Source organism: Niallia sp. FSL W8-0177 (assembly GCF_038006285.1).
In the GTDB taxonomy this organism is placed as follows: domain Bacteria; phylum Bacillota; class Bacilli; order Bacillales; family Cytobacillaceae; genus Niallia; species Niallia circulans_A.
Genome location: NZ_JBBOUX010000001.1, coordinates 178442 through 204531, shown reverse-complemented (window position 1 = coordinate 204531; position 26090 = coordinate 178442). Strand labels below are relative to the sequence as shown.

The 26090-nt window shown below is 36.0% G+C and carries 23 protein-coding genes and 2 pseudogenes; 6 read left to right on the top strand and 19 right to left on the bottom strand.

The features are described from left to right. Positions 1-220: 220 nt before the first annotated feature. The 3 genes from NST77_RS00990 to NST77_RS00980 all read right to left on the bottom strand — a co-directional run bounded on the left by NST77_RS00990 (position 221) and on the right by NST77_RS00980 (position 4360). Positions 221-2545: a helix-turn-helix domain-containing protein gene (locus tag NST77_RS00990; protein ID WP_163185276.1), complete on the bottom strand. Its 2325-nt coding sequence runs from the start codon at positions 2543-2545 to the stop codon at positions 221-223. 154 nt (positions 2546-2699) lie between these two features. Further along, a complete protein-coding gene (locus tag NST77_RS00985) occupies positions 2700-3371 on the bottom strand; it encodes a rhamnogalacturonan acetylesterase (RefSeq protein WP_095333572.1) in 672 nt (223 codons plus the stop codon). Between the two features lie 191 nt (positions 3372-3562). Continuing rightward, on the bottom strand, positions 3563-4360 hold the full coding sequence (locus NST77_RS00980) for a helix-turn-helix transcriptional regulator (RefSeq protein ID WP_328588023.1): 798 nt from the start codon (positions 4358-4360) through the stop codon (positions 3563-3565). A gap of 187 nt (positions 4361-4547) precedes the next feature. Between NST77_RS00980 and NST77_RS00975 the strand changes: the two genes are divergently transcribed. After that, positions 4548-5663, top strand: a complete 1116-nt coding sequence (locus NST77_RS00975) for a glycoside hydrolase family 88/105 protein (RefSeq protein ID WP_095333569.1) — start codon at positions 4548-4550, stop codon at positions 5661-5663. A gap of 290 nt (positions 5664-5953) precedes the next feature. Here NST77_RS00975 and NST77_RS00970 read toward each other — a convergent pair whose 3' ends face one another. Genes NST77_RS00970 through NST77_RS00960 form a run of 3 tightly spaced genes read right to left on the bottom strand, consistent with a single transcriptional unit; the run spans position 5954 to position 8853 of the window. Beyond that, positions 5954-6778, bottom strand: a complete 825-nt coding sequence (locus NST77_RS00970) for an ABC transporter ATP-binding protein (protein WP_095333567.1) — start codon at positions 6776-6778, stop codon at positions 5954-5956. An 18-nt stretch (positions 6779-6796) separates the two neighbouring features. Next, positions 6797-7852 carry a FecCD family ABC transporter permease gene (locus NST77_RS00965; protein ID WP_095333565.1) on the bottom strand — a complete coding sequence of 352 codons (1056 nt, stop codon included), beginning with the start codon at positions 7850-7852 and terminating at the stop codon, positions 6797-6799. Then, the gene (locus NST77_RS00960; protein WP_123258977.1) at positions 7849-8853 is read right to left on the bottom strand and encodes a FecCD family ABC transporter permease; all 1005 of its coding nucleotides are present in this window, start codon (positions 8851-8853) and stop codon (positions 7849-7851) included. The genes NST77_RS00965 and NST77_RS00960 overlap by 4 nt, the downstream gene beginning before the upstream one ends. A gap of 166 nt (positions 8854-9019) precedes the next feature. On the opposite strand from NST77_RS00960, the gene NST77_RS00955 reads away from it, so the two are divergent. Both NST77_RS00955 and NST77_RS00950 read left to right on the top strand, forming a co-directional pair. Then, the gene (locus NST77_RS00955; RefSeq protein WP_303985258.1) at positions 9020-10039 is read left to right on the top strand and encodes an ABC transporter substrate-binding protein; all 1020 of its coding nucleotides are present in this window, start codon (positions 9020-9022) and stop codon (positions 10037-10039) included. A 479-nt stretch (positions 10040-10518) separates the two neighbouring features. Continuing rightward, positions 10519-11021: pseudogene (locus NST77_RS00950) on the top strand (MepB family protein). A gap of 240 nt (positions 11022-11261) precedes the next feature. On the opposite strand, the gene NST77_RS00945 reads toward NST77_RS00950, so the two are convergent. Beyond that, positions 11262-12179: a DMT family transporter gene (locus NST77_RS00945; RefSeq protein WP_047943278.1), complete on the bottom strand. Its 918-nt coding sequence runs from the start codon at positions 12177-12179 to the stop codon at positions 11262-11264. Further along, the gene (locus NST77_RS00940; protein WP_053215735.1) at positions 12176-12592 is read right to left on the bottom strand and encodes a MerR family transcriptional regulator; all 417 of its coding nucleotides are present in this window, start codon (positions 12590-12592) and stop codon (positions 12176-12178) included. The genes NST77_RS00945 and NST77_RS00940 overlap by 4 nt, the downstream gene beginning before the upstream one ends. Positions 12593-13039: 447 nt before the next feature. Between NST77_RS00940 and NST77_RS00935 the strand changes: the two genes are divergently transcribed. Further along, the gene (locus NST77_RS00935) at positions 13040-13561 is read left to right on the top strand and encodes a GrpB family protein (RefSeq protein WP_095333553.1); all 522 of its coding nucleotides are present in this window, start codon (positions 13040-13042) and stop codon (positions 13559-13561) included. A 247-nt stretch (positions 13562-13808) separates the two neighbouring features. On the opposite strand, the gene NST77_RS00930 is transcribed toward NST77_RS00935, so the two are convergent. The 8 genes and pseudogenes from NST77_RS00930 to NST77_RS00895 form a co-directional block, all read right to left on the bottom strand. After that, positions 13809-15245, bottom strand: a complete 1437-nt coding sequence (locus tag NST77_RS00930; protein WP_341122665.1) for a DUF6179 domain-containing protein — start codon at positions 15243-15245, stop codon at positions 13809-13811. Between the two features lie 3 nt (positions 15246-15248). Then, the gene (locus NST77_RS00925) at positions 15249-15716 is read right to left on the bottom strand and encodes a DUF6323 family protein (RefSeq protein WP_047943282.1); all 468 of its coding nucleotides are present in this window, start codon (positions 15714-15716) and stop codon (positions 15249-15251) included. Positions 15717-15763: 47 nt separating this feature from the next. Then, positions 15764-16111, bottom strand: coding sequence for a YkgJ family cysteine cluster protein (locus NST77_RS00920; protein WP_047943283.1), 348 nt, complete (start codon positions 16109-16111; stop codon positions 15764-15766). 359 nt (positions 16112-16470) lie between these two features. After that, a pseudogene (locus NST77_RS00915) lies at positions 16471-16629 on the bottom strand (class I SAM-dependent methyltransferase); the annotation flags it as partial. Positions 16630-16927: 298 nt separating this feature from the next. Next, a complete protein-coding gene (locus tag NST77_RS00910) occupies positions 16928-18550 on the bottom strand; it encodes a metal ABC transporter solute-binding protein, Zn/Mn family (RefSeq protein WP_341122663.1) in 1623 nt (540 codons plus the stop codon). A gap of 108 nt (positions 18551-18658) precedes the next feature. After that, positions 18659-19621, bottom strand: a complete 963-nt coding sequence (locus NST77_RS00905) for a ZinT family metal-binding protein (RefSeq protein WP_123258974.1) — start codon at positions 19619-19621, stop codon at positions 18659-18661. A 124-nt stretch (positions 19622-19745) separates the two neighbouring features. Next, entirely contained in the window at positions 19746-21158 is a 1413-nt protein-coding gene (locus NST77_RS00900; protein WP_163185260.1) for an MDR family MFS transporter, read from the bottom strand. 241 nt (positions 21159-21399) lie between these two features. Then, positions 21400-22092, bottom strand: coding sequence for a TetR/AcrR family transcriptional regulator (locus NST77_RS00895; protein ID WP_164463936.1), 693 nt, complete (start codon positions 22090-22092; stop codon positions 21400-21402). A gap of 312 nt (positions 22093-22404) precedes the next feature. Here NST77_RS00895 and NST77_RS00890 point away from each other — a divergent pair, with 312 nt between their 5' ends. After that, on the top strand, positions 22405-22779 hold the full coding sequence (locus tag NST77_RS00890) for a DoxX family protein (RefSeq protein ID WP_095333538.1): 375 nt from the start codon (positions 22405-22407) through the stop codon (positions 22777-22779). Positions 22780-22930: 151 nt separating this feature from the next. Here NST77_RS00890 and NST77_RS00885 read toward each other — a convergent pair whose 3' ends face one another. Then, positions 22931-23398: a MarR family transcriptional regulator gene (locus tag NST77_RS00885; protein ID WP_095333535.1), complete on the bottom strand. Its 468-nt coding sequence runs from the start codon at positions 23396-23398 to the stop codon at positions 22931-22933. A 225-nt stretch (positions 23399-23623) separates the two neighbouring features. Between NST77_RS00885 and NST77_RS00880 the strand changes: the two genes are divergently transcribed. Continuing rightward, positions 23624-23776, top strand: a complete 153-nt coding sequence (locus tag NST77_RS00880) for a hypothetical protein (protein WP_164463770.1) — start codon at positions 23624-23626, stop codon at positions 23774-23776. Positions 23777-23917: 141 nt separating this feature from the next. On the opposite strand, the gene fni is transcribed toward NST77_RS00880, so the two are convergent. Together fni and NST77_RS00870 are read right to left on the bottom strand one after the other, a co-directional pair. Then, complete coding sequence (gene fni, locus NST77_RS00875) at positions 23918-24937, bottom strand: type 2 isopentenyl-diphosphate Delta-isomerase (protein WP_095333530.1); 1020 nt, start codon at positions 24935-24937, stop codon at positions 23918-23920. Positions 24938-24940: 3 nt separating this feature from the next. After that, positions 24941-26029 carry a phosphomevalonate kinase gene (locus NST77_RS00870; RefSeq protein ID WP_163185255.1) on the bottom strand — a complete coding sequence of 363 codons (1089 nt, stop codon included), beginning with the start codon at positions 26027-26029 and terminating at the stop codon, positions 24941-24943. Positions 26030-26090 lie beyond the last annotated feature (61 nt).

Below are 26090 nucleotides of genomic sequence, written 5' to 3'. Positions count from 1 at the left end.
AAAAAAAACTTGTTAAATCAATGTTTTAGTTCCCTATAGTCACTTTTTTGCTCGTTTAACACTTCCTTGCCATTCTCCTTTTAAACTCATTACAAAAAAGTATTATCGTATATCATTCTTTGCACCGTTAAAATCAATAAAATAGAGCTGAACCATAAACTTGAATAGGTTCAGCTCTGGCAAACTAGCCTTTTTTGCTTTTTTTCAACTCTTCATTCCCTTATAGAGAAGCAGATTCTTGATTCCGTTTGCGAAATTGGCTAGGTGGCACCCCCATTTTTTTTTTAAAGATACGATTAAAATAACTATGCCTGTACCCTACATTTTCAGCGATGTCATTTATTTTCATATCAGAATGGATAAGCAGCTCTTTCGCCTTTTCCATTCGTAATTGAGTGAGGTAATCAATAAAATTAATCCCAACAATTTGCTTAAATGCTTTACTAAGAGAATATGGATTTGTTCCTACTTCGTCAGAGCAGCTTTCTAAAGAAATATCATTCATATAGTTTTCTTCCAATTTGCTCACTACTTGTTCGACTATTCTTTTAAGTTCTAAGTTCTTTCTGCCTTCTAATCTCTCTATATATGGGGTGATAGCATCCTTTATTAACCAAGTATTAATGCGGATAAGATCCCGCATTTGTGAGAGCTCCCGGAACATATTTCTCCCTTCATACAAGTCATTCGGATGAATCCCTGAATGCAATATCTCATGCTGAATACTGCTAAATAATTGCAGAACAGCTTGTTGGATGTAAATTTCGCTTATCTCTTTTTTTGTTAAGTCTTGCGTAAATTTATTGATTAATTTTTCTATATCCTCTTTGTGTCCCATGCGAATAGCTTTCAGTATTTCCTTTTCCGTAGCAAAAGGATAGTGAAAATCTGCCTCACAAGCACTATTTTTATGCTCCTGTAAATCAATCATTTGATTAATGTTTTCAAACGTTCTAAATCGTTTTCCTGTCCGCACTTCTTCAAATATGTAGGGAATTTCCTTCACACTATTTGTTGTATGACTTATGGTTAGTGTTACTTGTAAATTCAATATTTTATTAACAGCATCCGTTACATTTTTCGCAAAGCTATATAACTCTTTTTTGATGGAGGAATCACTGGGGAAAATAACGAGCATTCCTGCAGATAAATCAGAAAATTTTATGACATTAAATTGTTTAAAAGCTGCCTGCCCGAGCTCTTCCATGATATTAATCGTCATAAAGGTAATTAACTCTTCATCTTTATCTGAAAAGCTTTCTTTTAAATCGGCCATTCCTGTTAATTGAAGATCAAGAGCAATAAAAGACTGCTCTTGCAAATCCCAGCCATATGTCTCCATTTTTCGGCGTAAGTCTTCCTCATGATAATGGAAGGAGTATCCTTGTATTAATTTATATATAAAACTATTCTTCAGCTCTATTAATTGTTTCAAAAGTGTATCTTGCATTAGATTACTTTTATGAGACATCTCCTTCCAACGATGCTCGATAATAGAGAATTCATCTTTGCCGTATTGTTTAAAAGTCTTTGTTTCGTCACCAGCTAAATTTTGTAAAAGTTTTCTAATAGGAGAATAAATTCTAATGGAAGTAAACCAGGACAATATAAATGCGAGAATAAGGGCCGAACCACTTATAATTAGGATTATTCTTGAAATAAAAACGATTGGTGCTGTTATAGAGGACATTGGTGCTGCAGAAACATACTTCCAATTTGTATTCATACGTGCAAAATCACCAAAAGAAACAGAATACATAATCTTGTTGTATTCAAATGGAAAAGAACCATTCCTCTCCTTATGCTTCTCTAATTCTTTTCTTAGGGCATCAATAAAATTAGACTGATTCGTACTATTGGAAGAAAGCATAACTTTATTATCTTCATTTAATAGAAACGTTGCTCCATTATCATATGGAGTCAGTGTCCTTAATAATTCAAGCAGTTTCATCTGATCGATAGTCACAATAATGGATCCGAACGGCTGCTTACTAGTGATGGGAAGTTCACTAACAAAAGCTAAATTTTTATTATCGTCATTTTTATTATCATCGTACTCTATCCAATGAAGCCCCGCTTCTTTAGATTGTAAGCCACGATAAAAATCACTCTTTTTTTCATCCAAGGGATTGTAGGAGGGCTCAAATAATATTGGTTTATCAAAATCTAAATAAAGCACTGCATTACTAATTAAATTATGACTCCCCTGCAATAATAATAAGGTTTTAGTTATATCATTAGTCTCTGTAAATTGTTTTACAAAGTCGATATCTTTTAAGGAATCACCAAAGCGCGGCTCAAATGCCCAATGGGTTGCATATTCCTCTATGTATCGAAATTGTTCATTCATATTATTTGCTCTTTGAACAATTTGATTAGCGTTTGATAACATAATCTCATCTTCTACTTTGCCTACGGCAAACCAGTAGATGAAGATACCAGTTATCAAACCTGGAATACTCGTAATAAGCAAAATCAGAATAAAACTATTTCGATGGAAGTTTCCATTCCAGCGAAAACGTTTCAAGAAACTATTCCATTCCATTAAGACCACCCCAATATATTGCGTATCACCATGGATTTCAGTTCTATTGTTTTACATATTTTCTAAAAAGTTGTATCGATAGCGAGGATTCAAAAACATCGACTCTTTTACTAGAATAGATGTTTTATAGGAATACAGCATGAATAGCAGTATTTTATCCTTTGTATGTGTCTACTAATATATATGGGGAAAGTCGAGAAATCTGTTCTTTTATTTGCTCTGCAACCAATTTTGCCATTCTATTCGCCCCTTTTTTTGTAAAATGAGTATGATCTGTATTATTTACCGATACCATGAAAAAAGAAACGACTTCAGCATAGCCCATTTTTGCAAATAAGCTTAGGCTTCTTTCCATTAAATCCAGTAAGGGAACATTCTCTTCCTGAGCTACTTCCTTCATTGCTTGGCAGTAATCAGGGAAATCATTGATAAATTCCCCATTTTCCTGATGTAATCGAGCAACTGGAGTTATTAATACTGGTTCAGCCTGACACATTCTCGCACTTTTAATATAAAGCTTTAAATATTCCTTATAAGTGGTAAAAGGATTTGTATAGCGCTCTGGCCTGCTTTTGGTAGAATCATTATGACCCATCTGGATCAATAAATAGTCATCTGCACCCATTTCCTCTGTTATTCTTTTTAATCTGCCTTCCTCGACAAAGGTTTTCGAGCTTCTTCCTCCGATTGCATGATTCATTATTTGCACATCCTTTGTGAAATAATCTTGCAGGAACTCTCCCCAGCCGCCTTGATATTTCTCCTCCTCATATTTCTGAACAGTTGAATCTGACGCAAGAAAAATTCTAATCTGTTTTGCCCTCATAAAAAGTCTCCCATCCTTCGTTGGTATGGATAAGTAATGTTTACGCTTTCATTTTCTTCCAAAAGTACAGATAGTCTTATTCTTTATATACAAATCATCATCAAAATGTTAACGTTAACAATTCTCGTTTAGTTTAGCAGAATACTCCAGTCTTGTAAATATTCTTTCTGACAATTCAATCATCACCTTTCCTATCTCTTCATTTTTCTATAGTGTAATGGAACATATCCGGTCACTTCCTTAAATACTCTGCCAAAATGGGTAACACTTCCAAAGCCAACTTTCTTGGAAATCAAATTTACTTTCATAGAGGAATTCTCCAATAGCTTCTTTGCCTCTTTAATCCGCACACTGTTCAAGTACTCTACAAAGGTAAACCCAGTTGCCTCTTTAAAAAAACGACTTAAGTAGTATGGACTAATATAGAATTTCTCTGCCACTGATTGGAGCGACAGCTTGTTCATATAATGGCTGTTGAGATAGCGTACAACCTCCGAGATTCTTTCGTGCATCAGGCTCGGCGATTCTATTGGCTGCATGTTGTGTTGCTTAATATGCCGGCAGCAAATAATGAGCATCTGCAGGATCAATGTTTGAGCATAAATTTCACAGCCTGGTCTTTGCTCTTCAATCTCCTCAATAACCTTTTGCGTAAGACTATCTATAGTAAGTAACTCATTCAGCGGACAACTAATAATAAGGTAATCATTCTCAAACAATGGTTGATAAATATCTAGATAAGAAGGACTTATTTGCGCGAGATGTTTTTCATGAATATTAACTATAAATCGCTCATGTTTTGGCTTTTCAGTATTTGTTGTCCGATGGAGGATGTTAGGAGAAATAATGACAATATCTCCTTGATGAATTACTAAGGTTCGATCCTTAATAAAAAATTCCCGTTTGCCAGAGATTAAATAGTAGATTTCAAATGTACTATGGAAATGATTAGTTGGCATATGATGGCTCAATGCTTTTCGCTGAGACACTATGAATGTTTCCTCCGCATTATGAAATAAAATATCTCTCAGTTTATTCCCCTCCCTTTCCCCATTGCCCCTCTTTATTATACGCACTTAAAATTGCAAGATATAAGAAGTTTTTAGACTTTTTCGCAAAAAAAGTACATATTTCTGTGCTACCCTAGTCTTATATTTAAGAAGGAGGAATATCTGGATGACATTCTCTGAATCTAGTACTTATGTGAAGGCAAATGAAACTTTAACTCCTATTCAATGGGCGGAGAAGGCTTGCGAAACAATAATGACTAAATTTGAACCTGAACAACTTCCGCCAGAACGATTTCATTATCATCAAGGAGTCTTTTTATCTGGGATGGAGAAATGCTGGAAAGAGACGAAAAAAGATAAGTATTTTTCTTATATTAAGAAATGGGTCGACAGCCATGTTCTCGAAGATGGAAGCGTCACCAAATTAAAAACAGATGAACTGGATGATATGCAGCCAGGTGTGCTTCTTTTCAATCTTTATGAACAAACAGGCGATGAACGATACAAAAAAGCACTTTATCATATTGTTCCCTTATTAAAGACCTTAAAGTGCAATCCCTCTGGCGGTTTCTGGCATAAGGAACATTATCCAAATCAAATGTGGCTGGACGGATTGTATATGGGAGGCCCTATTGCCGTCCAGTTTGCAAAAACCTTCGGAGAAACAGAATACGCTGACATGATCACACACCAAGCACTATTACTGGAGAAACATACGAAGGATCCAGAAACTGGCTTGTTATATCATGGCTGGGATGAAACCAAAGCTGCCGAATGGGCAGATCCCATTACTGGAGCCGCTCCAGAATTTTGGGGCAGAGCAATTGGCTGGGTTCCTGTAGCTCTCTTGGAAATATTAGATTACCTTCCTGAAGACCACAAAGATAAAAAGGCATTGACAAGTATGCTTCAAGACCTGTTAATTGCTTTAACGAAATACCAAGATTCGAAAAGTGGTTTATGGTATCAAGTAATTGATAAAGGACATTTATCCGACAACTGGCTGGAAAACTCTTGCTCCTCTTTGTTTGTTCATGCCATCGCTAAAGCAGTCCGTTTAGGCTATCTAGAAGACAAGTATTTGCCATTTGCTCAGAAAGGCTATCAAGGTGTGATTGATACATTAAAATATGATACAAATGGAAATCTAATCATTGGTAATATCTGCATTGGTACAGGTATTGGGGATTACCACCACTATATTGCCCGTCCTACTAGCGAAAACGATTTACATGGCGCTGGCGCCTTTATTCTGATGTGTGTCGAAATGAACCAGCTTTAGGTCAGTAAGCGACAAGATAAAATGAAGGGGCGATTTTTTTTCGCGTAAAAAGGCAATACTTCTCCATTGCCCCTTCTCCTTAGTGATAAATCTCCTCTCCTATTTCTTTCAGATACTTTGTATGAAAAAAGCAAAAGCATAGAGTAGCACTGATTATCTTTTGTCTGATTTTTCTCTGAATCAATTAAAATCCTCCCTTGGTGGAAGACCAAACATCCGAGGATAATCTCGACTAAATTGCGATTAACTTTCATAGCTACCCTAAACGCGTTTTAGCAATTTCGGACAAATCAGCTATTAATAAGCGCCTCCCTATGCAATTTTTTAATATTGCGACCTTTGCCATGAGGGATACATAATGGCGTCCCAAAGAGAGGATCTACAGTCACTTCACATTCTAAGTTAAAAACGTCTTTAACCATTTTCGCTGTAATTACTTCTTCCGGTTTTCCCTGCACATAAACAGATCTATCCTTAATTGCAATTAGATTATTGGCATAGCGGCAGGCTAGATTTAAGTCATGAAGAACCATTACAATCGTACGATTTTCTTTTTCATTTAATTCGAATAATAAGTCTAGTACCTCGATTTGGTGGGTCATATCTAGATAGGTTGTCGGTTCATCCAGCAAGATAATATTGGTATTTTGTGCAAGGGTCATTGCAACCCAGGCACGTTGTCTTTGTCCTCCAGATAACGAATCCACTAGACGGTCGCTCAGTGCAGACATACCAGTCGCCTCAAGAGCGTTATGAACGATTTGTTCATCTTCCTCCGACCATTGTCTGTACCATTTTTGATATGGATAACGTCCTTGTTTTACTAATTGCAAAACCGTTAACCCTTCTGGAGCAACAGGGCCTTGCGGAAGAATTGCTAATTGTTTGGCGATTTCTTTGGTGGAGAGCTCAGAAATTTTTTGTGCTTCAATTAAAATCGATCCAGATTGCGGTTTTAATAAACGAGCTAATGAACGTAACAGTGTTGACTTTCCACAGCCATTACTGCCAATAAACACAGTGATTTCTCCTTTAGGAATCTTCATATATAAATCATCTATAATGACTGTATCTCCATAAGATAAGGTCAAGGAATTTGTCTCTAAAAGAACCATTTGTTTAACTTCTCCTTCCTATACTTTTCGCTGCTTATATAAAAGAAAAATGAAATAGGGCGCTCCAATAGCAGCCGTAAATATTCCCGCAGGAACTTCAATCGGAAGGAATAAAGTTCGACCGATTGTATCTGCTATTAGGACCAGAATTGCACCAATTAAAGCAGATAAAGGCAATAACGCACCAAAAGAAGAACCAACTAATTTTCTAGCTATATGAGGTGCCATCAGTCCAACAAAGCCAATTCCACCTGCAAACGCTACAGCCGTTCCAATTAAAGCTGTACTAATGAGTAATAAAAAAAGACGCTGTTGCTGTACTTTAGAACCTAAGCCAATCACTATCTCTTCCCCGAAATCTTGAATATTTAACGTTCTTACCATAATAAAGGATAGTATCAATAATAAAAGAATAATAGGTGCAGCAATCTGAATCTTTTTCCAATCGGCAGTACTAACAGAACCAGTAAGCCAAATATTCGCTTGACTAGCCTGATAAATTGGCCCTAAGATCATGAACAAGTTGGTCAATGCCTTTGTTAACGACCATAAACCAATTCCAACTAGGACGAGACGTACAGGTGAAACACCTTTTTTCCATGCAAGTACATATAGTAGAAATGCTACGAAAGCTGCCCCGATAAAAGCTGCTAAAGGCATCCAATTAATGCTTATCGTTAATGAATGATTCATGTCACTAAATAAAGCCAAAAATAGGACAATAGCTACTGAGGCACCACCTGTAATTCCAATAATATCAGGAGAAGCCAAAGGGTTTCGTACAACAGCTTGTATTATAGCTCCAGCAACTGCTAAACTCATCCCCACCAATATAGCTAAGAGAATTCGCGGCATTCGGAAAGACTGGACAATTAAAGTGTCAAAATCCGAACCTTGCCCAGATAAAATGCTTATGATCTGCCAAGGAGAAATGTAATCTTCTCCAATACCTGCACTTATGAAAAAAGCTACTAGCAGAATGATAAAGAATATAGATGTAAGGAATAATGCTCTACGATCCACTAAAAAGGAAACCTTGTCATTGGCTGTTCTAAGCGATAAATATTTCTTCATGAGGACTTTCCTCCATTTCGTGCTATGTATATAAAGAAAGGGGTGCCAATGATAGCAGTCATTATGCCAACAGGTACTTCTTGGGGCATAATGATAAATCGAGCACCAATATCGGCTAACAATAACAAGATTCCTCCTGTAATTCCGCAAAAAGGTAGTATCCAGCGGTAGTCATTACCGACCAGCCATTTTACTATATGGGGAACAACGATACCAATAAAGCCAATGGGACCAGCTACTGCAACCGACGAGCCCGAAAGCAGGATAACCGAGATGCCAATCAGCAATTTGACAGCACCTGTACGCTGGCCAAGTCCTCTTGCTACATCCTCTCCCATGCTATAAACATTCATTTTATTAGAAATTAAAAATGCTAGCAAAGTTCCGATAATCATATAAGGTAGAACAGAAAATAAAATCTCCAAGCTTCTTCCTTGGACGGAACCAGCCATCCAAAATAAAACTTCTTCTAAGGCTGATTCATTCATGACTAAAAATCCATGAGCAAACGAAGAAAACATGGCTGCCATGGCTGCGCCGGCTAGTGTTAATTTTATTGGTGTCAGTCCTTCATTACCTAAAGATCCTAGAAAATAAACAATAAATCCAGCGGCGGCTGCACCTAAAAAGGCAAGCCAAGCAAATGCTTGTAATGAATTAATAGAAAAAAAGAAAAGTCCTATAATGACAAAAAAACTGGCTCCTGAATTAATGCCCAGTATATCCGGAGAAGCCAATGGATTTTTAGTCAGTGCCTGTAATAAAGCCCCTGTAATCGCTAAACTGCTGCCAACGATAGTTCCAATTAATGCTCTAGGAAGGCGAACTTCTTTAATAATAATATGCTCATTCGAACCATTGAACTGCTGAAAAGCTTGTACGGCTGTCTTAAAGCTCGTATCGGCGTAACCTAGTACAATACTAAAAATGAAAATAGTACATAATAATAGTAAACCAATAATAAGCCCAATGATTCTCCTTCTGTTATTCAATAGTAACATGTAGTTTTCCCTCTCTAATAGTTTCTATTTTTAGTTTAGGAGAAGTCATAGGGACTGTCAATGACTATGAGAATCATTTTCAATTAATGATTGACATATTTTTCATTATAAAATATTATCTAATTGTTATTGAAAATCATTATCAAATAAAAAAGGGGAGGAAAATATGCTTACATATTTTCAACAAAAACGATTTACTCCAATGCTGGTATCACTGTTGGTCATTATATTTGTTGTGCTGGCGGGATGCGGAAATAACGAAAAAGAAGTATCAGGAAATAAAGAAACCTCCAGCGATACAAACACATCGGATAATAAACCTTATACGATTGAACATGCAATGGGAAAAACGGAAATTAAAGGGACACCAAAGCGTGTTGTCGTATTGACGAATGAAGGAACAGAAGCACTTCTTGCTTTAGGGATTAAGCCAGTTGGGGCCGTCCAATCATGGCTGGGAAATCCATGGTACGATCACATCAAAAAAGATATGGATGGTGTGGAAGTAGTTGGAGTAGAACACGAAGTAAATGTAGAAAAAATCGCTTCGTTAAAACCAGATCTAATTATCGGGACAAAGATACGCCAAGAAGCAATCTATGACAAACTACGTGCTATCGCCCCAACGGTTTTTTCCGAAACTTTAAGAGGTGATTGGAAGGATAACTTCCAATTATATGCAAAAGCACTGAACAAAGAAGAAGAAGGAAAAAAAGTGCTTAGCGCATTTGCAGACCATGTTGCAGAAGTAAAAGAAAAATTAGGGGATAAAGTGAATCAAGAAGTTTCTGTGGTTCGATTTATGGCTGGAACTTCCCGGATATATTATACGGACTCCTTTTCAGGTGTAATTTTGGATGAATTAGGATTCAAACGTGCCAAACAGCAAAAATCACTTTTCACTGCTGATAATCAGCTTGGTAATCTTGCTATTGAAGTAGGAAAAGAGGCTATTCCGAAAATGGATGCAGATATCCTTTTCTACTTTACCTATGCTCCACAAGATGACCAAAAAGCCTTAGATACAGCAAAAGAATGGACAAGCGACTCCCTGTGGAAGAACCTAGATGTGGTCAAAAAAGGAAATGCTTATGAAGTAAGCGATGCAGTATGGAATACAGCAGGCGGGGTTATCGCAGCTAATCAAATGCTAGATGAACTGGAAGAGATCATGCTAAATAAATAACTACCCTAAAGAAAGACGCGATAAGCCACCCCCAATAAAGCCCGGCAATTATACGGAGATACTAACGTGATTTCGTATAATTGATTGGGCTTTATTAGTTTTAAATAATCCCCCCTCAGCCTTGCTAAACAGATGAAAAATCAAAAAAGGCCTCTCTTCTTCCTTCTATTCGACTATTTACGAGAAAATCAATTTATCCTGACTCCTCAAATAGCTCTATTAGAATCTACCTTGATCTTATATTAAATTTCTCCATTTAGAATTTGCAGTAGGGATTGAAGCAACAGAAACTTTCCTTAAATAATAGGGACAGTTTGCAAATATATGTAAGTTAATTTCCACAAAAGAGAATATATGTTCCATCAAGTTGTTCAACATGATATAATCCAATTGCTAATATTAGAAAATTACTGATAACAAATTCAAAATAAAAGTGAATAAAAAGGATTGTAACAATAAATATATGGGGGAAATACATAGTGAATGAATTTTATAAAGCCTTATCCTTTGTAAAAGAAAATTTTTATGAACCAAATCATTTTATTATAAAATCTATCCAAGAAGAAGCTCAAAATTCTGATTATGGGGCCGGAATATTTCAGCTGAATTCAAAATCTGTTAGATTTAGAGTGGCAAAAACTACCCCCAATAAGGTAGGTCAGTTTGTTGCCTTCTGGGAAAAAGATGATGCTAATAAAAACCAAGCCTTTTCATGTGAAAAAGCGACTGATTTATTGTAATTAATACATTTGCTAGTGGAAATAGATTGGGACAATTTGTTTTTCCAAAGGAAGTACTCTTGAAACATAATATTCTTAAAACGGCTACTACCAAAGGAAAAATGGCCATGAGAGTTTACCCTCTATGGGATAAACCTACTAATAAACAAGCTATTAATACGCAAAAATGGCAATTAGAGTATTTCTTTGAAATTAATAATCCCAATAATCCTCATCCGGATGTCCTGCAATTATATTCCTAAAGGACAGAATTTTAAAATAAAAGGACAAAAATAATGTTATATGAGTAATTCCGCTTAATCTCTAGGGATTATCCATAACTAGACGGGAGCGCCTTTTTTATGTCACTAAAAGGGAGCACAAAATAGGAATCTAGGAAAAAAATTATGATGTGAGGATGAACTTAAGCTGGAACAAAAGAAAAGCCGCATTTTGAAAATACGGCTTTACTATTTCAATGAATAATTGTTTTTTTGCTATATTTATGCTGCCGATTGTTTTTCTGCTTTGTACTTAGGTAAACTTATGACTCCTGAAGAAGTTAAAACGCCTAATATGACTAACAATGCTCCCAAAATCTGAAATACCTTTATCGGTGTTCCAAAGGCAAATGAAATAGTCATTGTTACTACTGGAACAAGATTAAAAAATAAGGAAGTTTTACTCGCACCAATCTCCTTCATTCCCTGATTCCACCATAGATATCCCAAAACACTTGTAAATAAAGCCATGAAAGCAATTGCTCCCCAAGCTTCAATGGGAATATTCGGTATAGACACAGGATTAGAGGTGAATAGGGATACTACTATTAGACTGACGGCACCGATAACCATTGTGTAAGTGGTTGTAGATAGAGGAGTGCCATTCTTTATAAATTTACGTCCAAGCACACCATAAAGTGCCCAGCAAACACTACCTGCAAAGATAATTACATCTCCAATTGAAATAGAAAGGGTTGTTATGGTTTCTATAGAACCCTGTGTAATGACTAATAAAACACCGAGGAAAGCAAAGCATATGCCAAATACTTGTTTTTTTGTAATATGATCCTTTAAAATAATTCGAGCAAAAATAGTTGTTAATAAAGGATTTAGCCCCATAATTAATGCCCCATTAACAGGTGAAGTATATTTTAAACCTATAAAAAACAAAGCATTAAATCCAAAGATACCTATAAGCCCAAGAACAATATATATAACTATATTTTGTTGTAATTGACTTTTCTTTATCCCTTCAGTAAAAATCAAAATAATGAGCATAACTGCAGCAGCCACTCCGAAACGCCAAGCCGCAGCAGATGATGGAGAAAAATAAACAACAGTATACTTTGCAAGATTAAAAGTAGCTCCTGTAAAAACGGAGAATCCAAGCAACATCAGGTATATATTTAAATGTTTCATTTATTTCCCTCATTCTGTTTCAAAATTGAATAATATGTATCCAGTTTTAGCTTTGTTATGGAAGTCACTTCTTCGAGTTCCTTCTTTTTAATTTCCATTTTTTCTAAGTGCTTGGTTAAAATCTCAATACGTTTATTTATAGACGGAGTAAGTTGTGTCGGCTCCGCATTCGAACTGATTTTTTCTAAAATACATCCGTCTTTAACAAATTCATTAATATCTTCTAGAGACATACCTGTATCCTTTAAACTTTTCAGAAATTTCATGAACTGAATATCAGTTTCCGTATAAAGACGTCTTCCACCGTTGTTTCGTTTTGGTGAGGGCAGTAACCCTATGTTTTCGTAATACCTTAATGTATATGCGCTAATACCAGACTCTTCAGCAGCTTTACTAATGGAATACAACAATATCATCCCTTTCTATTATTTAAAGTTAGTTTATAACTTAGAGTTTACTCTAAGTCAAGAAAATAAATGTATAAACAAAGAGGAGGAATAATTGAGATATTTTTCTTATACTAGCAAATGCAAATTTATTGGCTAAGTTTGTAAGTGGGATAAAAAGGATAGCTTTAATGTTTGTGAGCATATACGAGATTGTTAGAAAAAATGGGAGATTCTTTAAAGAGGTCCATTGTGTCGCTAAAATCTAAAATCGGCAGGAAGATTTTAGTAGATATATATGCAAAGAGCATATAACAAGAAATATTAGAGGTATTTGAAACAATATGTGTTATTATTCCGTATACTTCTTATTGTCTAGGACATTTCTTTTTTATATCACAAACTGTTATCAAGAATTTAGATAATAAAAAGCTTGATAACGATGAAAACCATGGATGGATTGGAGGAATTATCTTGCGTAAGGTAGAAATATTTTCATACGATGAAAAATGGAAGCAAATGTTTAAAGAAGAAGCAGCGAAGCTACAAACCATCTTTGGAAATGAAATTGTAGATATTCATCACATTGGCAGTACTTCTGTTCCAGGGTTAAAAGCAAAACCAATAATAGACATAATGCCTGTTGTTAGAGATATTAACACAGTTGATAATTATAATATTTATATGCAAGAAATCGGCTATGAGCCGAAAGGAGAAAACGGTATACCTAAACGGAGATATTTTCAAAAAGGCGGGGAAAATCGCACTCATCATGTTCATATTTATCAAACTGGAAGTTATGAGATAAAAAGGCACTTAGCTTTTCGCGATTATTTGATTTTACATACAGACTATATGAAGAAATATGCTTATCTAAAAGAAAAACTGGCTCAGCAATTCCCCTATGATATTGAGTCATACATAAAGGGTAAGAATTATCTTGTTAAGGAAATTGAACGAAAATCATTGAAATGGTATGAGGCAAGCCAAAAATGAAATAGCTAATAACTAAGCCAAGTTATTAACTAATAGTTAGCTTTTATTATTTAATAAAAAGGGCTGCATTGCTCAAATTTCCGTTCCTATAATTAATGGATCAACATAATAGAGCGCGATGCTTCAATAAAGAAGCATCGCTTATTCTTGGGCAACTAAAGGTACAGTTAAACTTACACAAGTTATTTACCTTAACCAGGTTTAATTTATATATCCAACCAATAATCGTCATTTTATATATTTTTACTCAATAAAACGATATATCATCATAATCAATATCATAGATAAGGCGTCCAACAGCTCCGATACACTTGTCTTCTAGCTGCTGCATAAACCCTATATAATGTGTTTCCCACTCATTCTCTGTTTCAACACCGTCAGCAACAATGTCTGAGAAATCTCGCATTCCCCCTCGTAATTTCTCATAAAATACAATTTTGGCTAAAATAGCTAATTCGATATCATCGAAAGTATCAAAAAGTGCATCATATTCGCCACCATAAAGACATCCCGAATTCAGTAAATCTAGATAATCATGTAATGATACAAAATGCTTCCGAATTAGTTGAACTTTTTTTTCTGTGTTGTCACTTTCCATAATACGATCTACTAAATCCCGCATTTGAATATCACTCATTCGATCATTCTCACTTAACATTAAGACCATTGTTTTTTCGGGCTCTTCGACTTCTCTGATGATCAACGTTTCGAAGCTACGGATTTCTGCTGCATTATTTACCCTTTGAATCAATTCATCTCGATACAAATTGATATAACGGGTAAGTGTTTGATCCGTTTGTAAGGTTTCCTGCAATTGATCGACCGCTTCATGAATCAACTTAGTTCTTTGTTTAGTATGACAACCTATTAACATTCTGCTCAACTGACCAAATTGAACTTCCGAAATTTTAACATTAGTAGCTTTTCCTCCGGATAGTAGTGAAAAAACGGCATTGTTTACTAAAAGCTCAAATATGTTGAATAGCTCAATTCGATAATTAAAGCGACATATTTTCCCGAAATTTGTCAAAACATACATTAAATCTTGATGACTAAAAAAGTGACAGAATCTCGTCTCCATTCGCAGTCGTTCTAAATATTGTTTCATATAAAAAACACCTTGAAGTCGCATATCATCAATGGCTAAAGGATAGTCAATACTCGCCATTGTATTTTGGGCCTCAAAAATAATATTATAATGGTTCATAAATACAGGTATTGATTCATCAATGGTCATATTATAGGCTTCAACAGGCACATCTAATTTCATCTTTTTTACTTCTTGATACAGCTGTTTGGCGTCCTCAAAGTAATGGCGAAGTAATTCAACACCTTTAGCATGTATATTCTTTATATTCTCAAAATTTATATGCGCAATAGCTTCTTCAGGATCCTTAAAATGAAGTGCATAGGCATCCATAGCATACATTAGGGATGCCATGATACCTTCCGCTGTTTCCGCTGTCACTGACGTACTTTTTCCTTGGGTATACCGCCGTATCAATTGCTGTAGAACTTGCATAATCTCTACTTGTATCTGGTAAGACTTCTGACTGGTAATAATCCCCACTCTCTGACCTTCCTGCAAAAGAGACAGGATATATTGACTTCGTTTTAACCGCGATCGATCGATAATAATATTAGAAATCGAGCGAGAGCGATCTTGTGTTTTATCTATTTCCACGCATTAATCATCACCTTCAAATAAAGAATCACGACACATCATATCCCTTCTGAAATTCTCTGCAAGTTCTTCCATTTTACTTTTTAATAGTTCTAAAGATCCTGCACAGGGTCCGTTATAAAAATCATTCATCCGTTGAATAAGTTTTACGTCCCCAATCTTATCTTCCGTTTCATTTCTAAGATAATAAAAAATCTCCTGAAGTTCATTTATCGTTTCAACATAATGCTCCCGCTCCATATAGGGTGAAGTAGAAAACACCTCAATTAATTCCTTTAACACTCCAATGTCCAGCTCAACTCTCGCATGATCACGCAGCACTTTATTTCTGAACACCACCAACGTTTTTACATCATTTGGCGTTAGAACCAAACCTCGCTCTTTCGTTTTTTCATTTAAACTAAGTAGCTCCATCACTGTCTTGGACATGTGTGATAATTGGATGGAATTCAAAATTTCGGTTAAATTCATAAGCTCTCTCCCTTCCTCTAGCCCCCTAAAAAGTTTTGACTTTTCTCCTAAATAAAGTCACTCCATGTAAAATCAACACTTAAGATACCGATAGGGTGCGAATTGGTCGTATAGTTTCTTCTAGAAGCTAATTTTGGATTACGAAAACAAATGAGATTATTATAATAACCAAACGCTCGACAAATTGATGGACGTACTGAATGAATACCACACCGATCGTTTGTTTCGTCATAGAAAATACAGGTCCCAAAATAACGCCGTTGGTGTTTTAAATCTAGACGTGTTTTTTTAGGCATAGATTTTATCTTCTTTTTTATTTTCTTCAACTCATCTTTTGTAATAGGAACAGGACCGCAACACATTCCTTTGCAGCCATTACAAGGTAGACTTTCCACTAATCTAATCATCTCCTAAAAAAGGTAAGGTGTTTAGATCCATTCAATGATATGGATTTTTTAGTTAATAACAAAATTGGAGTATATAACGGCATTCATATGCTGTTCTATTATTCAATAGCAATAATAAAGTTGTTTCTTTAGTCACTATATATAAAAAACTGTATTTATGCTTTGCGAAGAATTAGATAAAAATTTCAATAGGAATTAAAAAAACAATTACCAGGATAAGCTAACAAGAGATTATTCGGTCATTTTTCAGTCACATCCATTTAAAGTTGTGTTATGTTTCTTTATCGTATGAATGTAATGAAGTTTCAAGAGCTAGGAATTTTTTCAATCGTCAAATGACATCTAACTAATTTTTCAGGTGATAAATGTTCATAAATGAGTAAACAGGATTTTTCTAACATTCTCTCCATTTGATCATAAGAAAAACATAACTTCATTGGTTCGTCACTTACTGAAGCCATTTTTACCATATTTTCAACTCTATTAAGGATTCCTTTTTCTTCAAATTGACTATATAGGATTTCCAAAAGCTAATATTAACAAGATTAAACTTGACTCACCTTTCTGATACTTCATATTAGAACAAAAAAAGGATTCCCCTGGCCAGGAGAATCCTATTATATAATCATATTCAATAAAAGTAAATTATAGCATAAATAAATTTTTTTGTCAATATTTTTGATATCCAAGAACTATATTCTATCGTAACAAAAAATAAAAAAACGCCTCTACCTTGAGACGTTTTAACTATTTATATTTTTCTCCAGATTAACGAGCAGTCTATTTAACTTGACTCAACTTCTATTACTTAACACTTAACTGTAATGCTTTCAGATTTTCGCGCATTGCATCTAGATAGCCTAAGTCCTTTTCTTGCAGTTCCTTGGATAAAATCTCTAAATCATATAAAATAGCTGTCTTTGTACCTGTTTCATTAGCAACTGTTTTTGCAATTGCGGAGTTTGCTCCATGTTGGTAATAAATAACTGGAACATTATGCTCCTTAACAAGCGTTCCGATCTCTGCCATACGTGATGGACTTGGTTCTACTTCTGTAGATAAGCCGCCAATGGCAATTTGTTCTAAATTATAGCGCTTTGCAAGGTATCCGAATGCCTGGTGCTGGACGACAAAAGCACGGTTCTTGGCATCTTTTAAAGTAGTTTCATATTCTTTATCCAATGCTTGAAGTTCTTTAATGAAAGCTGCTGTATTTTTATCATAGATGTCTTTTCCATCTGGATCAGCCTTAATCAATGCATCACGAATAATCTTCACTTGCTCTTGCGCTAACACTGGATCTAACCAAATATGTGGATCGTGATTGTTATGATCATTAATAAAAACAGTCACAGGCTCGGATTCGGCAAATGTATGATGCTCCTCGTCAAATAGTGCGGCTTTCACTTCAAAGCTTTTCCCAGTCGTTTTGTATTCAAAATGGTCACTTCCTTGGCCAGATACAACTTCCCAATCTTCCTCTTCGCTGCTTCGTGTATACCAATGCCAATGATCGTAATCTGTCTTTTCTTTAAGCTCGGCAACAAGTGATACAACATCCCCTGTATGATAATGATCCGCTAATCCAACGATTTCAATCTTTTGAGCATTTGCATCACCTTCATGATCGTGATCTTTATCAGCTTCATGACCATGGTCATGGCCTTCTTCTCCATCAGCATGATCATGACTAGCTTCCTCCCCATGATCGTGGCCATGATTATTAACAACTATTTCTACCGGAGCTGACACGGCAAATTCATTATGATTATCATCATATAATACTGCTCGAACCTCGAAACTTTCGTCTGCTGCTTCATATTTAAACTTAGGCCCGCCTTGATTCGGAACAGTTACCCATTCCTTGTCCGCACTTTCTCTTGTATACCAATGCCAGTGATCATAATCTACTTTTTCATCTAACTTTGCCGTTAATTCAATCATGTCACCAGTGTGATAGTGGTCCGCTTTCCCTTGAATCGTTATTTTTTCATCACTTTCATGTTTTGCTTCTTCATCGGTATCTCCATGGCCGTGTTCATGACTATGTCCTGATTCATTCGTCCCCTCTACATCTATTCCATCCGCAGTGCGTGCTATTACAAGATTATCGTTATCTATCGATTTTAATAAGCTGTTTACCCAGTACTCCATTTCTTCGCTACTATAGACGAAAACATCTGCTTTATTAACCTTTGCTACATCTTTCGCACTTGGTTCATAGTGATGGGCATCTTGCCCATCTGAGACCATTAACGACACATTTGCCCGATCTCCTGCCACTTGCTGAGTAAATTCATACATTGGGTAAAAGGAGGTCATAACTGAAATTTTATCTTCCGAACTACTTTCTCCCTTTTGGCACCCTAAAAGAACTACACTCATTAGTACACTTAGAAAAATAGCTAGTAACCAATTCTTTTTCATCTTATTCTTCCTTTCATTTTCCTAAACAAAGCGTAATGATTACGATTTAAAAACTAGTATTTTCTCATTCTATTTAAATCAAAAAAACGTCGTTATTTTTAAATAATATTAATGTGCTAACATGTCCCGGACTAAACCATCAGCATCTAATTCAGATGGATAATACGTTGGCCAATTCGTGACTTCTTCTAACAGTTTCTCTCGGTCATCTCCCCAATATAGGTGGTAATGAGCAGAATCAACTGGAAAAATATTATGGTCGCTAAATTGGATATATTGAGGCATTTCCTTGGATCCATCTACTAATTTGAAAATAAAGCGTACACCTCTATTTCCTTTTTCATAGGTGAGGATTTCATATCTATCTGATTTATACTCTCCTGAATATTCTTTATCTTTCTCGAAAAAGGTCACCACATTATCCTTAATGGTAATGCGATTTACATCTGTTTTATAGCCTACTGTATAGTACTCCTTATACTCTTCTTTTGTCATATCGCCATTTTCCGCTTTATGTGCAAACACTTCATCTAAATCTCCAGAAAGAAGATACGGATAAACAGACTGCCAATCGCCTTCCCAATCAGATAGTTCTCGATCCTTTACTTGATTATCATCAAAATACCCTTGATATATTTTTTTACTTGCCTCATCATGTCCATGATGATCATCAATGACGATTTGAACTGGCACCGATTGAGCAACTGCCTTATCATCACTATTGAATAAGCCTGCTTTAATTTCTAATCCATTAACTGTTGCTTCCCCTGTAAATGTTGCTGTCTCTTGGCCAGAAACAACTTTCCATTCATCATTGGCACTTTCTCGATTATACCAATGCCAATGATCAGCATCTGTTTCTTTATCTAATACAGCTGTTAGCTCAATCTTATCTCCAGTATGATAGTGATCAGCAATTCCTTCCACTTTTATACTTTCCGGAGCTTCATGCACAAGCTGCGCTGCATCTTTTTCCTCTTTATTCGCTTTCTCTTCTTTAGTTCCTTGACACGCGGCTAAGAACACACTTAATAATAATAAGCATGAAATGCTAAATAGCAGTTTTTTCATTCTTCCCCTCTTCTCTATGTATTTCAATAAATCGTAACCATTACGTTTTATAACCTACCATTTACACCACTTTTGTGTCAAGGGTTTTTTTAGGGACAAGGGGACAGACCCCTTGTCCCTACGCTTAATGTTTAAGCGTATCCATTCTTTTATCTGTTAAAAACAAACTTGGAATAAAGATTAATGCAAGGACAATAGCTGATACTAAAAATCCAGCATGGTAACCACTAATAATTGTTGGCTGCACTCCTAGTGCTACAGTGGCGACAACGGTTGCGATAATAGCTGTCCCAAAGCTTGAGCCAAGATTTTCAATAATATTAATACCGACACTCGCTTCTGGAAGTTGATTACTGTTGAGATCTGTATAAGCGTCACTCGTCAACGGAAGCATGATTCCCCCAAAGCTGGTGCCACGAATGAATAATATGGCCGAAATCCAAATCATGCTTGTTTGGTCTGTAATAAAGATAAGTGGAATAGAACTGATAACTGAAAGAGCAAGACTGACAATAACTACGTATTTCGCACCAATCTTATCAATCATTATTCCGATTATTGGTCTTGTAACAAGCATTCCAACTCCTTGCGGAATTAATGCAAGTGCTGCTTCGAACGCCGAAAACTGCCGGATGTTTTGAAAATACAATGGAAGTATTAACATAGGTCCCATGATGGCAATGTTGGCTAAAAATAAACCAACACTGGAAACTAAGAAATTTTTGCGTGAAAACAGATTTAATGGAAGCACGCATTGATTTTTCTGGATTCGATTATATACAACATAAATAATTGCTAAAACAATACCGATTCCCATCCACACAATTGTTTCACTATTGTTGAATGATGAATGGTTCGCAGCTTGCGTAATTCCGTAGATTAGTGCTGCACTCATTAAAGACAAATCAATTATCCCAAAAATATCGAGTTTACTATCTTTGTTGAATGGATTATAGTCTGGAACATATTTCATCATAAGCGGTACCGCAATCAAGACAATGAACACATTGATGAAGAATATCCAATTCCATGATTTACCATGAACAATGAAACCTCCGATGACGGGTCCTAAAATGGGTCCTAAAATCATCGGCGTACTTACTATTGCCATCACTCTCCCCAAGTTTTCTGGACCTGCCGTTTTAACCAAAAGTGTTGACATAAGCGTGGTAATAATACCAGCGCTAAATCCTTGAAGCAAACGGAAGAAAATAAAAACTGAAATACTCCAACTAATTCCAGCAAGAACAGAAATGACACCAAAGGCGATAACTGCACCAATGAGAATTTTCTTTCCGTTATATTTGTTCATCAACCATCCAGATACTGGAACTGCCATTGCAAGGGCTAAAACATAACCTGTAATGGACCATTGAACAATATTTAATGTAGTATGGAAATCTTTAAGTAGTGTATCGACGGCGATATTCACCATGGTGGAATCAAGCATTGGAGCAATTCCTCCTATGGCAAGAGCCCAAGCAGCCGCCAGCATTTCTTTTGGTAATCCTGATTGCCTAACTTTATCTTTTGACATATTATTATCCTTTCAAATATTTTAGTTTCCTTGTCAACAAAATATAACATCGCTTTTGTTTCCTTGTCAACAATATGCAAAAAAAAACAGCCCTTTTTATATAATTGGGCTGTCTGTTCACTTATTATTGCAATTTTTGACTAATTAGTTGTTTTCTTTTGTTTCTTTATTCCGCATCGAATGTCTGCAATACATTTCGACAAGTTAGACATTAACAGGGCTAAATAATAATTTCTCTTTATTACTCTTCATTGGTGCTATTTTTAATAATCAACTGTTCAATTCCAGATATAATAATGTAAAGTCCATTCTCAAACATACGGTCAGAGCCTATTTCTTCGAACAAATCATTATTATATAGCCTCTTTAATACTTTTACACCATCATCAGGAAATTGCTCAAAGGGTCGTTTAAACAATGTTTGAACATCATTTGGACCGAATTCTTCCAATATTAATAGTTGTGTTTTCTTTTGTTCATACTTGTCTAATTCAAAAAAGATGACGTAATTTAATAGACACATAATAGAAGAAAATTTATCTTTGTCTTCCATTGGCAAGTCATCGACCACGTGAAGTAATTCATTAATTAATATCATGTAATCAGGCTCAGTTGGAATGGTTCTCATTATTAATTGAGCTGAGCAAGGATACTTACTCAATGTATCTTTGATCCCGACAGCAAACTGAGTCAATTTTCCCTTCCAATCTCCGTCCAATTTTGTGGAAAGTATAGACTCCTTCGCAATTTCATTGGCAAGTGATTGAAAAATACTCTGTTTGTTTTTAAAATACCAGTAAATAGATGGGGCTTGAATATTTAATTCAACCGCTAACTTTCTCATACTAAATTCCTCGATACCTACTTTATCCAACAATCTCCAAGAAGCAGCGATAATATTTTCTTTTGTGATTTTTGTTTTTTTCCCTTTCATTAATAGCAACTCCATTTCTAATAAATCAATCATACAAAAATATAATGTAATTGTCTAACACTGTTAAATAAATGTTTACACCATATAAAATCAATGTTATATTATCTAACGGTGTTAGATTTAATTCTGGTTTAGTCTCTTCAAATTGATCCTTTCCTTTGTTGCCCGTTAATTCCTATTATTTATATAAGGACTGGCTACAAATTGAAGCAAGTATCGTACCTACAGATTCCACCTTAAATGATATGGCTATAACCATACGTAAATCACACCGTTCTTACATCTATTAATAATCAAAAGGAGATATTAAATATGCATATTGTCACGATTGTTATGCAATCATTTTTAATATTTATGTTTTTAATGGCAAGTTCTAGAAAATTGACAGGCGATAAGACAGCTATCGAAGAATTTAAAACATTGAGAATGCCACAATGGTTCCGTGTGTTCACAGGTGGCTATGAATTAGTAACGGCAGCAGCTTTAATTATCGGTTATTGGAATGCAAGCTGGATCGCAGCAGGTTCACTTCTGACTGTCATTTTTGCTATAGTCGGCACTTTTGCAATGATACGTGTTAAAGAACCATTTAAAAACATGACAATGATTATAGTGATAGCTATTTTTGCCCTTATCTTATTTTTAAGCAATGCCTCGAATCTTGCAAATTTCCCTGAATTTAACTAATAAAGAGTTCATTCTCACAAGAAACCAGAGGTAAATAGTGGTGGTCTATTAGACTACCGCTATTTTTGTATCGGAATTATTTAGCGATGAAAAAAGGCAGACCTTTCTCACTAGAGTCGGTCTGCCTTTGATATCATTCTTTTTATCTGAACTAATTAATTGTTAGATTTTGTTTCTTTATTTCCGTATTCAAATGCTTACTGTATTTTTCCACAAGGCTAAGCATATTGTCAAATTGTTCCTCCGTTATTTGTTCAAAAATAACTTTATCTCGTTCATAAAACTCATTATGCAGCTCTTCATGTATTTTAAATATCTTTTCCCCTTGTTCTGTGAGCTTAAAGTAGATTTCCTTTTTATTCTCCGGTTTCTGATAACTTTCGATAAGACCTTTTTTAATAAGTTTTTTCGTTAATTTACTGATAGCACCTCTAGTCATATAAAGGGACTCCGCAAGATTTGTCACATTGGGATTTGTAGATTTTTCAATGGATTCAATACAATGCACTTCAGAAGGTGAGTGTCCCTCAAGACTTTTCATCATTTTACTTTTATTAAGCCAAACCATTTTATTAAATAAGTCCCTGACATTCATTATGAGTTCTTCTTCCTTGGTCACGGTTTGCCCTCCCACTTGTTGGTACATCAATGATATTATACTGTTATTTTGTTTCTCTTTCAACAATACCATCAAGGGACAAGGGAGACAGGCCCCTTGTCCCTACTTCCCTACCTAAATTGTCTCAAAATGGAAAAACAATATGATATAATAATGGTACAACTACATAGGTGCGGGTGGTATGCACTCTTTTCCTATCTAAGAAGGAAAGGAGGTGACATACAAATGGATTTCGTTTTGGACTTACTCAAAGATGTAGCAAAAATCTTTTTTACTACTCTTGCTGCGGGCTATGCAAATCGCTTTGCAAGCAAAAAGAAGAACAAACGAAAACCCACCCCGCGCCGTCGGAAGCATAAGGGTGGGTCTTCTAAATAACAATTTAGCATACCACTCGAAAGTAGTTGTCCAAGGAGTTCTAGCTCCTTGGTTTTTTTAGTTTGATTCTTATATATTATAATATACCCTTACTACCAAAATTTCAATCCTGAAGGGACAAAGGGGTCTGTCCCCTTGTCCCTACTTAATCCGATCTGTTCCCTTCAATTCCTCAACAGTTGCTGCACCAATTCCGAACATTGTCATTTGTAATTCTAGTTCTCGTGTCTCAAACAGTTCGATTAGATCTTCTGGTGATTCAGTAGCTTCTTTTAAAATGGAACGAGCAAAACCAACCATGTCTGATCCTAGTGCGATTGCTTTAGCGGCATCCATTCCATTTTTGATTCCCCCGCTGGCGATAATTGGTTGATTAATTGCTTCTTTAACGGAAACAATACATTCAGCCGTTGGGATTCCCCAGCTGCTGAAGGCTTCGGCTGCTATTTTCTTGATTTTCTCTTTGGAGCGTAGTTTTTCTACTTGGCTCCATGATGTACCGCCTGCACCTGCGACATCAATAAAGGAGATGCCAACATCAGTCAGTTTTTTCGCAGTGGTGCCATCGATTCCAAAGCCTACTTCTTTTGCGCCAACAGGAATCTCTAGCTGTGTACAAACTTGCTCGATTTTTCCAAGCAGATCTTTAAAATTGCGATCGCCTTCATGCTGCACAATTTCTTGGATACTATTCAAATGGAGCACAAGCATATCCGCATCTGTCATCTCGATAATTTGTCTGCACTGGTCGATTCCAAAGCCATAATTAAACTGAACGGCTCCTAAATTAGCGATGATTGGAATCGATGGTGCATATTTTCGAATTTGAAAGGATTCCCGATATTTTTCATTTTCAATGAGTGCTCTTGTGGATCCTAATGCAAAGGCCCACCCACGTTCTTCTGCCGCAATTGCGAGGTTTCGGTTAATCGTCTCCGCCATCGCAGCCCCGCCAGTCATTGAACTGACTAAAAAAGGAGTCTTCAGCTTTTTACCTAGAAACTCTGTGTTTAATGTAATGTCATCAAAGTTAATTTCCGGCAAGGCATTATGTAAAAAGCGATACGTTTCAAGGCCAGTCGTAATATTATCTCCTGTGACTTTTTCATTTAAAACCAACTCAATATGCTGGGCTTTTCTTTTGTCAATTGAATCAGTCATTCTCTAAACTCCAGTCTCATTATTTTTGGCTGCAGGGAGGATATCTAAAGGTACGACACCAGCCTCCTGCCATTCTTTATGTAATCGTTCCAGCTTGTTCATGCTTGTAAAAGCAATTCCACAATCGCCGCCGCCAGCACCAGATGATTTTCCAGCTCCAAAACGATCAGCAATCTGAATTAGCTTTTCTAATTCCGTCGTTTCAATTGCCCCGCCAGTTTCTCGACTTAGCTCTAATAAAGCAGAACGGTTAGCGGATAAACTCGCCATCACCATCGTTATATCGTTTTGTTTAAAGCCTTCCACCATCGCGGAAACAGCATCGCGACTTTTCTGAAGGAATCCTTGATAGATATGGGAATCTTGCTGCTTTAATGGTTCAATCTTTTTTATTAAAGAAGCCGTTTTTGCAGCACTGCCTGTCCAGCCGACAGCAAGCACTAATTCTTCAGGCGCTTCTAGCTGTTCTATCTGGAGATAGGGCCAATTCTCTTCCACCAATTCAGAAATAGAACCTTTGTCTGCAAGCTTTCCTTTTAACCAGCTTGCTTTAAATGCTGCATAGTGGAGCCAGCCGCCATATGTCGATGCTGCTACATCTGCACAGGAGCCACTGCCTTGTGTCTGATAATGAGCGATTGCAGCGAGCTTATAAATATGTTTTTTCGTAACAGTTAGTTGATCTTGATACAACATTAAAATGGAGGATACGACCGCAACAACTACTGCTGCACTAGATCCTAGGCCATATTTCCGACCAGTGGAAACATCATCTAATTCGCTAGTAATACTAAGTGAAAAAGGCTTCGTATGAACAGACTTTTCTCGTAAATACTGATGAACTACAGCTAATGTGTTTTCGATAAATTCCAATCTTGCATCAGTATCTTCCAAAACGACTTGTCCATGCTCGAATCGGCAAGCAACATTGGGAAGTCCTATTTGTGGCAAGGACAGCATCTGTTTTTCACTAAATGTCACTTTCGCTGTAATAAACCGGTCAACTGCTACAACGATTGCTGGATAGCCTGGTTCTAGCACTGCATATTCCCCAGCAATAAACAGTTTACCCGGAACTTTTATTTCATGCATCTGGACTCACTCCTTTTAAAAGTCCTCATTTATGCCACACTTAACTGGAAGTAAGCTCCAA